Annotated in this window: 11 protein-coding genes and 1 pseudogene; 5 read left to right on the forward strand and 7 right to left on the reverse strand. The window is 48.8% G+C overall.

The genetic code is table 11. The annotated features are described in order from the left end of the window. Positions 1 to 6 precede the first annotated feature (6 nt). From IAG03_RS12160 to IAG03_RS12175, 4 genes are all read right to left on the reverse strand, one after another. A complete protein-coding gene (locus tag IAG03_RS12160; RefSeq protein WP_249320304.1) occupies positions 7 to 657 on the reverse strand; it encodes a permease prefix domain 1-containing protein in 651 nt (216 codons plus the stop codon). 2 nt (positions 658 to 659) lie between these two features. Further along, entirely contained in the window at positions 660 to 992 is a 333-nt protein-coding gene (locus tag IAG03_RS12165) for a PadR family transcriptional regulator (protein ID WP_249320305.1), read from the reverse strand. A gap of 1,103 nt (positions 993 to 2,095) precedes the next feature. Beyond that, positions 2,096 to 4,351 (reverse strand): glycoside hydrolase family 3 C-terminal domain-containing protein, encoded by a 2,256-nt coding sequence (locus tag IAG03_RS12170; RefSeq protein WP_249320306.1) that lies wholly within the window; start codon positions 4,349 to 4,351, stop codon positions 2,096 to 2,098. Between the two features lie 246 nt (positions 4,352 to 4,597). After that, on the reverse strand, positions 4,598 to 5,371 hold the full coding sequence (locus IAG03_RS12175; protein WP_249320307.1) for a M23 family metallopeptidase: 774 nt from the start codon (positions 5,369 to 5,371) through the stop codon (positions 4,598 to 4,600). 352 nt (positions 5,372 to 5,723) lie between these two features. Between IAG03_RS12175 and lexA the strand changes: the two genes are divergently transcribed. Then, on the forward strand, positions 5,724 to 6,320 hold the full coding sequence (lexA, locus tag IAG03_RS12180) for a transcriptional repressor LexA (RefSeq protein ID WP_249320308.1): 597 nt from the start codon (positions 5,724 to 5,726) through the stop codon (positions 6,318 to 6,320). Here lexA and IAG03_RS12185 read toward each other — a convergent pair. Beyond that, a complete protein-coding gene (locus tag IAG03_RS12185) occupies positions 6,298 to 6,888 on the reverse strand; it encodes a cyclase family protein (RefSeq protein ID WP_249320309.1) in 591 nt (196 codons plus the stop codon). The genes lexA and IAG03_RS12185 overlap by 23 nt on opposite strands. Positions 6,889 to 6,917: 29 nt before the next feature. Then, positions 6,918 to 7,616: a 5'-methylthioadenosine/adenosylhomocysteine nucleosidase gene (locus tag IAG03_RS12190; protein ID WP_249320310.1), complete on the reverse strand. Its 699-nt coding sequence runs from the start codon at positions 7,614 to 7,616 to the stop codon at positions 6,918 to 6,920. A gap of 223 nt (positions 7,617 to 7,839) precedes the next feature. On the opposite strand from IAG03_RS12190, the gene IAG03_RS12195 reads away from it, so the two are divergent. From IAG03_RS12195 to IAG03_RS12210, 4 genes are read left to right on the forward strand one after another with little or no spacing between them, the layout of a single operon-like run. After that, the gene (locus tag IAG03_RS12195; RefSeq protein WP_249320311.1) at positions 7,840 to 8,802 is read left to right on the forward strand and encodes a diacylglycerol/lipid kinase family protein; all 963 of its coding nucleotides are present in this window, start codon (positions 7,840 to 7,842) and stop codon (positions 8,800 to 8,802) included. Continuing rightward, the gene (locus IAG03_RS12200; protein WP_249320312.1) at positions 8,795 to 9,037 is read left to right on the forward strand and encodes a hypothetical protein; all 243 of its coding nucleotides are present in this window, start codon (positions 8,795 to 8,797) and stop codon (positions 9,035 to 9,037) included. The genes IAG03_RS12195 and IAG03_RS12200 overlap by 8 nt, the downstream gene beginning before the upstream one ends. Further along, positions 9,027 to 9,560, forward strand: a complete 534-nt coding sequence (locus IAG03_RS12205) for an ECF transporter S component (protein ID WP_249320313.1) — start codon at positions 9,027 to 9,029, stop codon at positions 9,558 to 9,560. The genes IAG03_RS12200 and IAG03_RS12205 overlap by 11 nt, the downstream gene beginning before the upstream one ends. Positions 9,561 to 9,577: 17 nt before the next feature. Beyond that, positions 9,578 to 10,117, forward strand: coding sequence for a TIGR01440 family protein (locus IAG03_RS12210; protein ID WP_249320314.1), 540 nt, complete (start codon positions 9,578 to 9,580; stop codon positions 10,115 to 10,117). Between the two features lie 223 nt (positions 10,118 to 10,340). Here IAG03_RS12210 and IAG03_RS12215 read toward each other — a convergent pair. Continuing rightward, positions 10,341 to 10,452 (reverse strand): annotated as a pseudogene (locus IAG03_RS12215) (IS200/IS605 family transposase); the annotation flags it as partial.

Here is a 10,452-nt window from a genome sequence, read left to right on the forward strand (position 1 = left end):
TCGCGATCACCTCTTTCCTCCAAGATCAAAGATTGCCTTGACCATACCTGTTACCGCGGTACCGATCAAAAAAATGATCCAGGTAATCTGCCACGCAGAGGTCAGAAAGCTGACAACCAAATATACAGCAACCGTAAGCGACCAGATTGCGCTGTTAATCGCATTCATGGATCGCCTTCGCGAAGCATTGGCTGCTTTCCATTCCCGAAATTCTTCTACAACCGTATCATCTGCACGGATATATTTCTCTTTGGTCATTCCGTTATAAATAATCAGGCCGGTTGCAACCGCAATCATGATAAACATCAGGACAATCCCGATGAGCGTATCCTCAAACAAGATGCACGGAATGACTGAGAGAATATAAAGCATTACTGCAATAGAAACCAGCAGTGCTGACCGCCGGCGGCTCTTTTCGATTTCTGAATTTGGTCTGCCGCTGCCCTCCGATTCCAAATCCGAAAGCAGTCCGCTAATATCGCCCACGCTGGCAACTGCCAGGTTAAAAGCCGTTTCTTCTGTCTTGCCTTCGGCAAGGAGGTCTTGGTACTTGTCATACAGATTTTGCAGCATTTCTTCTTTTAATTCTGCTGTTTTTCTGGTATTGGGTGCTTCTGAAAAAAGATCATCCATATAGGTTCGCAGTCGTTCGTACATGCTTACTCCTCCCCGCTGGTTAATTGGTCGATAATTCGTTTGGCATCATCCCAGTCTGCACGCAGACGCTTGTAGCACTCTCTTCCGTATTCGGTGATGGAATAATATCGCCTTCGTGCGCCGGTTGTCTCATTTCCCCAATAGGAAGAAATATATCCCAGCTCCTCCAAACGCCGAAAAGCGGTGTAAAGCGTCGCCTCTTTCAGTTCATACTGATTTTCCGTTTTCTGCCGGATCGCTTTATTGATTTGATACCCATAGCTGTCTCCGCGCATCAGGTGCGCTAAAATGATCGTATCCGTGTGTCCACGGATGAGATCCGATGCAATGGACATGGAACCATCCCCCTTCAAGTTATATAGTATCACAATATACCTCGTCTGTCAATGTATATTTCATATGAATGTATTTTGCTATTTTATTTCAAGTAAACGCAAACGCTTTTATATTTGCGTCATTTCTTTCTATGTTGTTATGTGTTTGATTTTTTGTTGATCAATTTTTCACTTGTACTCAATTACCCCTGCTTAAACCAAACGAAATGCTGCGAAAGTTTTTTCCAATTGCTTTTTGGCTTGTTGGAATAAAAAGCATTTTGTGATGTTGTTTTAGAACGCCTAGGATTGACGGGAAAATATTTTGAATCTCATGTTCGTTTTGCCGCGGAAAACAAAAGATCTCTTTTCCAAGTCCAAAGTTTACAGCAAGTGAAATGCGTCTTATTTTTCCGCTTACATCATTCAGATTTCTTTCAAACCTCTCATCTGATAGAGAAAAAAGATTCTTATCATAAATTGAAGTTGAAGCATCATTCTCTTCGATTGCCCATCCTGATGAAAATTCGAATTCAAAACCGCCTTCCCGTTTTATTGTTTCCCTCTATCGGCATTACACTATTTTTTATAAAGCGCAGCCTCATGAACCGCCAAAAAGCGGATAGCGCTTTCGATTATCCGTAACGTTTGGGAAAACGTCATTTTATCGACCCGATATTGGGTACATTTTATTTTTTCAAAATTCCGATTTGTTTATCTTTTTTTAATTCGTCTGTACGGTTTCATTTTCCGACATAACGGTATAAAACGGACGTGGTATGGAAGTTCTTTCTTCGTTTTTTTCGAGACTTTGGCGATTTTATTTAAATATTCTCTTGAACACATTGCTATTTTGTTTTGAATTTATTATCTTTGAAAATTTCTGTCAATCTTTTTTCGCAAAACAAGAATCCTTTCTTGTGTAAATTCCCCCATAAAGGTCCCCAGCCAGCACCGAAATGGTGCTGGCTGGGGACCTCTTCTTTGGATTTCATTTCTCATCATCAAATTTACTGCAGGCCGCAATATCCACCGGTTCCGGCACCAAACGTTCGGATGCTGCAAAGGCTTTCATCGTTTCATTATGAAGAGATTTTCCGTCACCGGTTGCAAAAACGCACGCTTCAGGCCTCTTTTCTTGCCTCCTGCAGACGCTTTACCAGCGCTTCCAACTCACCGGGCTGCAACTGCAAGAAGCTCCGCAGCGACCGCAGCGGAAGGTTTACAATCATCTGATAGGTCATTTCCTCCGATATCGCTTCTTTCGATGCCTCCGAATCCGATTGTCCGAAGGCTTCCGCAATCTTTTTCTGATATTCCGCAATGATCGGCGCGAGGGCCGGATCCTTCAGCAGGTCTCCGATCGGCGTGTTGCTGTCAATCCGCAGCGACGGCGCCCGGCTTGCCGTGATTTCCACACATTCGCGCAGTAGAATCTTTGCCGATGAGCTTCCTACCAGAATCTCATATTCTCCGCTCGACGCATACCAGTCTTTCCGCTCCGGATCATACCACGCAAACGCACGCTTCGTGAGCGTCATTTCAATGGTCTTCTCCTCGCCCGGCTCCAACGCTACCTTCACGAAGTTCCGCAGCTCTTTTTCCGGCCGGACTGCTGTTTTCGTATGATCCGCCACGTACAGCTGGACAATCTCTTTGCCCGCCATCTTCCCCGTGTTTTTCACCTGCAGTGTCACGGTCAGCGTGTCCGTATCCTGTATGGTTTTTCGGCTCAGTTTGAGATCCCGATATGTAAACGTCGTGTAAGAAAGGCCGTGCCCAAATGGGTATCGGACGGCCATCTTTTTCGCATCATAATACCGATAGCCCACAAACAATCCTTCTGCGTATGTGACTGTTTTTCCATCACCCGGGAAATTGAGGTAGGATGGGTTGTCTTCCAAACGCATCGGAAACGTTTCCGCCAGCTTGCCGCTCGGATTTGCTTTTCCGTACAGCAGGGCGACCGCTGCTTCTCCGACTGCCTGGCCTCCCAGATACATTTCCAAAATCGCCTTGACGTCGTTTTCCCACGGAATCTCGATCGGTGAGCCGTTGTGCAGCACGACGACCGTATTCGGCTGGACTTCCGCTACGCGCCGGATCAGTTCATTCTGGTTTTCCGGCATCCGCATATGGCTCCGGTCATAGCCTTCCGATTCAAATGCATCCGGCAGACCGGCGAAAATTACCGCTACTTCCGATTCTTTTGCCGCCTGCACCGCTTCTGCCAACAGCGCCTCGTTCGGCTGATCTTCGAGCGTATATCCCTGTGCATACCGTACACCGGGTTTTGCTTCCAACGCGCTTCCCGTCCGGTACGAATTGATATGTGAGCTTCCGCCGCCCTGATACCGCGGCTCTTTGGCAAACAGACCGATGAAAACTGCCTTTGCGTCTTCTTTCAGCGGCAGGATCCCGTCTTCATTGCGCAGCAGTACAGCGGATTCTGTCTCGATTTCCCGCGCCAGTTCATGATGCCGCTCAAATGCAAACTCTGCTTTTTGCCGGTTTTCGGCATATGCCGCAATCTTTTTTAGGATTCGCTCCACCGCCTGATCCAGCACCGATTCTTCCAGGCTTCCATTTCGGACTGCCTCTACAATCTCTGCATCCGTCAGGCCTCCGCTGGCCGGCATCTCCAGATCAAGCCCTGCTTTCAGGCCTGTGACGCGATCTGCTACCGCGCCCCAGTCCGACATCACATACCCGTCAAAGCCCCATTCCTCCCGCAGAATTTCCGTCAGCAGGCGGTGACTCTCCGACGCATATTCGCCGTTGATTCGGTTGTAGGAGCACATCACCGTCCACGGCTTTGCTTCTTTGATTGCGCTCTCAAACGCTGCCAGATAGATTTCCCGCAGGGTTCGTTCGTCCATTTCGGAGGAACACGACATTCTCCGGTATTCCTGGTTATTCGCTGCAAAATGCTTAATAGAGGTTCCCACATGCTTCGACTGCACGCCGCAAATATGGCTTTTCGCCATTTCCGACGCCAGATACGGATCCTCTGAAAAATACTCAAAGTTTCGGCCGCACAGCGGTGAACGCTTGATATTCACCGCCGGTCCGAGAATCACCGACACATTTTCCGCCTGGCATTCTTCTCCGATTGCCTCGCCCAGCCGATGCAGCAATTCCCGGTCAAACGAACACGCCGTTGCGCATGCCGTCGGGAAGCACACCGCGCGGATGCTGTCATTCATCCCCAGGTGATCCCCTTTTTCCATTTGTTTGCGCAGCCCGTGCGGGCCGTCGCTCACCATCACCTCCGGCACACCTAACCGTTCCACGGATTTCAGTCTCCATGAGTCTTTTCCCGAACACATTCCTGCTTTTTCTTCCAACGTCATCTCGTTGATTATTCTTTTTACGTCCATTTTTTGCTCCTTTCTCTATTATGTATGTAGGCCGTTTTTCTTATCTAAATTTGCCGATCGAAAAATATTTTTATGTTTTTCTTACGGATATGACACACGTGTTATTTGTAATTATAACACAAATCCCCCTCTATTTACAAGAGGAGGATTTGTATTGAATGACATTTTCATTATGGATCTGGGCCGCCGTTTCCGGCAAGGCCCGTTTGCCCCTAAGCGATTTCTGGACGAGGGCAAGATTATGGGTTATCCGGGAAGCAGATCGGCCGGATCGATCCATTCCCCGTTTTTCTGAAATCCGATATGCAAATGCGCTGGTTCAATGGATTCACAGGGCATTGTGCCAATAGAGCCGATATCCTGTCCAATTACAACATTCTGCCCCTCTTTGACAAGCGCCGTATCCCCCAGACCGCAATAATAGACATCCAGATCATCATACGAAATCACCGCAACATTTCCGTACATTTCATCGGAATACCATTCCTTCACAACACCGTTTCCGATAGAATGCACCGTGTCGCCCGCTGTTGCAGCCAAATCCATTCCGGTATGAACCCGCCAATCCTTCATGGTTTCCGAATAGACCAGTTCTTCGCCGCTAAATGCTTTTAAAACCGTATTTCCGGCCGGAGAAATAAACTGCTGTTCCTCTGCACCTGAAAACATGAGGCCGGCCTCTCCGGTATCCGGTTCGGATACTGCCTCCTGTTGCGGCTCTGAAGATTCCGGCGCTTCCGAAGGATCAGAGCTTTCCGGCTCAATTGTAAGATCGGCATCATGATTGGGAGTCGGGGTCGGGGTTGACTCCGGTGTCTTTGGAATTCCACTCAGTGTATTTTCCGTTTCTATAGCTGAGGAAGATTCTGCGCTTGCTTCCGGCATTTTGGTGTATTGCGCAACGTTATCATACGTCATCCAGGCTGCTGCGCCGACTGCAATCAGGCAAATACCGAGTGCAATATAAAAGCCTTTTCCGCCGGACTTCTTTTTGTTTTTTTTATAATGTAAATCGCTCATTCTATGGCACCTCCGCTGTTATTCTGGTGTTATTCTGGCCACAAATTGCGTAGAATATGCCATGGAACAAGAAAAAGAACCGGACAACTTGTCCGGTTCTTTTTCTTTAACTCGAGGGGTATATTGAGGAGGGTAGAACATGTATTCTCGTATGGTGCGGCTCCATCGTCTGAATACAAGTTTATTATATACAAATTGCACGGGCAGTTTGTAAATTACCTGTGAATTTTCCATGAATTTATAATTGATTTTCTGTAAAAAAAGAAGATGCTCTTTGCCAAATTTTTTTCAAACAAATGTTTGCATCTTTGTGTAAAGTATGCTATACTAAACGCAGAAAGGAGGTTGCGTTATGAAGCAGTTAACGGAAAGTCAAAAAAGGATTTATCTTTTTCTGAAAGAACGGGCACAGTACGGAATTCCGCCAAGCGTTCGGGAAATCTGCGCTGCAACCGGGTTAAAGTCCACCTCCACGGTTCATGCGCATCTGTGTGCGCTGGAAGAAGCCGGATACATCGAACGCGAAGCCGGACTCAACCGTTCGATTTCCTTAAAAGGTGCGCCGCCCATTGCGCAGGTTCCGATCATCGGAAAAATCACCGCAGGAATGCCGATTCTTGCAGTAGAGGAAGTGCTGGGGAGCATTCCATACGCCGCAGAAGGGCAAAATCCGGACAACCTGTTTGCGCTCCTTGTCGAAGGGGAAAGCATGCGGGATGCCGGAATTTTAAACGGTGATTATGTCATTGCCAAAAAATCCGAAACCGCCAACAACGGCGATATTGTGGTTGCGCTCATCGATGATGAAGCAACTGTAAAGCGGTATTTTTTAGAAAAAGGCGGGACAATCCGCTTACAGCCGGAAAACCCCGCCTACGATCCGATCATTTCGGACAGGACAACCGTTTTAGGAAAAGTTACCGCAGTCATTCGGTATTATCACTTTTAATCAGCACGGCGCGCACAGGGGAACCTTCCGCGCCGTGTATTTTTATGGGAAATGCAGCGAGCAGATATCGGCCGTCCGGCACGCCGTCCAGGCAAAGCCCTTCTAAGATCACGGTTTCGCGCTCTAAAAATTCCCGATGGGTTTCCTCTTCAGCGTCCGGAGATGCAATCGAACACGCATCTGTTCCAACCAGAAGGACACCGGCATCGCATAGCGCAAAGGCAGCGCTCGGCGTCAAAAACGCCTTGCCTTCTCCACGAAACAACACTCGCTTTTCACAATAGGGCAAAATCTGATCCATATGTGCTCCGGTCAAAACACCGCTGGCAGTCAAAAGCGTACACGGCCCGAAGCAATGGTCCAAAGAAAGTTCCGAGATATCTTTTCCGCCCAGGATATAGTGGCTGGGCGCATCTGCATGCGTACCGCTGTGACAGCAGGCATAAAATGCAGAAAGCGTGTAGTCTTCCCCCGCCTCCATACTGCGGATTCGTTCGAGATACGGCTTTGGGTCTCCCGGATACGGCTCTGCGGACAACAAATCTCTTGAGATATCGTAAAATTCCACTCTGCCCCACTCCTGTTTCTGTTCTGCGGTTATGCGTTCTTCCAATTTTTCAGGAACGTACAAATCAGCCGGCTGGAACGCGCAGATGCTTCCCGCGCAAACTGCGGGAAATCCAGATCCGCGTGATGATCGGCCTGGTCTGAAATTGCACGAAATACTGCAAACGGCACCTGATTCATCGCGCAAACGTGCCCGATGCTGCCGCCCTCCATTTCACAGGCCTGTGCATGGAAGGCCTGCGCGATGGCATGCAGGGCGTCTCCGCCTGCAATAAACTGGTCGCCTGTTGCGATGACACCAACATGGACGCGCGCGGGATAAACCGTTTCGGCAGCCTCCTGCAGCGCACGGTTGAGCAATGAATCCGGCTTTAAATAGACGGTATCCAGCCCGGAAATAAAGCCCCGTTCTTCTCCGAGGGCCGTGGTATCCAAATCGTGCTGCACGACTGCATCAGCAATCACAGCGTCACCGATTTTAACTTCTGCGCCAACGCCGCCCGCAACGCCTAAATTGATGACCGCTTCCGGTGCATATTTTAAAATCATGGCTTCTGCACAGATCGCCGCATTCACCTTGCCGGCGCCGCATTTTGCAACCACACAGGGCATCCCCTCAATGGTTCCGATATAAAATAAGATTCCGCTCACGGATTCGGTCTGCGTTTGTTCCATACAGGCGACAAGGCCGCTGATTTCCATCTCCATTGCGCCGATGAGTCCGATCATTCTGCCACAGCCTTTCTAAATTGTTTTTTCTAAAACGATTGTTTTTTCTAAAACGAGGCGAAATATCGACCTGCATTCTCCAGTTTATCCTCAGTATACGGCTTTTCGGACAAAAAATCAATTTTCATGCCGAATTTTCTCTGAAACCCCTGCATTTTCTTGCAAAATCCCGCATTTCCTGTTATTCTGAGATAGAAGAATTTTTACCGGAGGGTGTTCCACCATGCATCACATTTTCGTTATCAATCCCGCAGCCGGAAGCCGAAATGCGGAAGCCTCACTGCGGCCTGCAATTGAAAAAATTGCCGCGGAACTCGGGCTCCAGGCGACGTGTTATGTCACAGCCTCTGCGTCTGATGCTGCACAATTTGTTCGGAACACCTGTCAAAAAGGCGAAGCTGTCCGGTTTTACGCATGCGGCGGAGACGGGACGCTCAACGAGGTCGTCAACGGTGCGGCCGGATTCGCAAACGCGGAAGTCGCCTGTATTCCGACTGGAACCGGGAACGATTTTATCCGGAGCTTTACAAATCCGGAATGCTTTTCTGATTTACAGGCACAAATTGCCGGCAGTGTGATTCCCATGGACCTGATTCACTGCAACGACCGGTATGCTATCAACATGATCAATATTGGCTTTGACTGTTCTGTTGTTGCAGAAGCCGCCCGTCTAAAGAAAAAGCCTTTTCTGACCGGCTTTATGGCTTACATTGTCGGTGTTGTCGTGGTGCTGATGCAAAAATTCGGCCTTCACCTGACAATCGACTACCAAAATGGAAAAATCTGCAGCGGCGAGCAGCTTCTGATCGCGATTGCAAACGGCAGCTTTTGCGGAGGCGGCTTTAAAAGCGCACCGAACGCCATCTTAAATGACGGCTTATTGGAAGTCTGTCTAGCGCATAAATTAAGCCGTATGAAATTCCTTCGTCTCGTTGGAAATTACCGGAGCGGCACCTATGCAGATACGCCGCTTGGCAAACAATATGTAGAATGCGACCGATGCCCGGCGCTGACAATTTCCCCAAAAGAAGGCGAGATGCTGGATATCTGCGCAGACGGTGAAATCTTTCGTGCAGCACAGGCCAAAATTTCCACGGTGCCCGGTGCAATCCGGTTTTCTGTACCAAAGGGCAGCAAACCATTGTTAGAAGTATCCACATTGGAGCCTTCTCTTGTCAATGCTTAAATTCGATTTGCTGGATTTTCGGACGGGATATTCCCGTCCGTTTACTTTTATCGATCGTTGTGCTATAATACGTTCGACTTCCGTTTTACCCGGAATTTTATCCGGAGCACACGCCGCTTTCCAGATGCAGTTTGCTGAAAAAAGCGGCGGTTCTCCAAATTTAAATCGTAGCGGCCTTATTTTCGACTGTAATCTGCGCCGTAAAAAAAGCGAGGTCCTTTTTCATGAAATCTGAACAAATTCGAAATCTGGCACTCTCCGGCGTTCTGGCTGCGCTATGTACGGTGGCCACGATTGTCATCCAGATTCCCTCCCCACTCGGCGGCTATATTCATCTGGGCGACGCCGTTGTTTTGCTCTGTGGATTTTTGCTGGGGCCGGTATGGGGCGCTGCCGCTGCCGGAATCGGGTCCATGGCGGCCGATTTAATCACCGGATACATGCTCTACGCACCCGGCACGCTGGTAATCAAAGCACTCGTTGCACTTTGTGCCGCGCTGGTGGGACGCACGCTGCTTCAAAAGCATCCTACTTCAAAACTGCCATTCCTTATTGCGGCGCTTCTCGGAGAAGCCGTTATGGTGGTGGGCTATTTCCTTTATTCCGCACTCTTGATGGGAAAAGGCTTTGCCGCCGTTGAGGGTGTCACCAGCAATTTGGTGCAGGCTGTTGCCGGAATTGTCATTTCAGAAGTTGTTCTCATTGCACTTAGCAGAACGAGTTTCTTCAAAACACGGTTTACGGCACAAAGCAACTAAAGAAAGAAGGCTTTCACATGTTGGAACAAATCACAATGGAAGCGGCTGACGCCGTTCGGGAAATTCTCGAAGCTGCACCGTTAAAGGCCGGTTCGCTCTTTGTTGTCGGCTGTTCTTCTTCGGAGATGGTCGGCGGCCGGATTGGAAAAAACTCCAGCTGTGAAACAGCAAAGGCTGCATTTGACGGAATCTATCCGGTGCTTTGCGAGCATGGAATTTATCTTGCCGCACAATGCTGTGAGCACTTAAACCGCGCATTGATTCTGGAAAAAGAAGCCGCGGAAGCGTTTGGTTACGAACCGGTGATGGTGGTTCCGCAGCCAAAAGCCGGCGGTTCCTTTGCAACCGTTACCTACCGGAGTCTGCGCCAGCCAGTCGCTGTTGAGCATATTCGTGCACAGGCAGGTATGGATATCGGCGGCACCATGATCGGAATGCATTTGAAAGACGTTGCCGTTCCGCTGCGGATTTCAAAAAAGCAAATCGGTCAGGCCATTCTCCTCTGCGCATACACACGCCCCAAATACATTGGCGGTCCGCGCGCGCAATACGAATAAAGCTATGCGCTGCACATTTTCAGCGTAACATCTGCAATCATTTAAACGCCGCACAAACGCCGGAAAGGCTCAATATTCCATTGCCGACCGGATTCCTTTCCGCAAACCCAAAAAGTCAAGACCACCCCTCTAAGGGGTGGCTTGACAAAGCCCTATAAGGGCTTAATACAGCCAGCGCCTTTTAGGCGCTGGCTTTCACTTCGTTCAAGCCATTGTGGACTGATTACTTGGCCAGCCCCTTAAAAGGGTCTTCCAATTCCTTTGTTGTGATTTTATCCATCATCTGATCGTGCGTCTCTTGCTCACGTATATCCTTCCGTATCGTTGCTTCATTT

It is taken from the genome of Yeguia hominis (assembly GCF_014384705.1).
Taxonomy (GTDB): domain Bacteria; phylum Bacillota; class Clostridia; order Oscillospirales; family Acutalibacteraceae; genus Yeguia; species Yeguia hominis.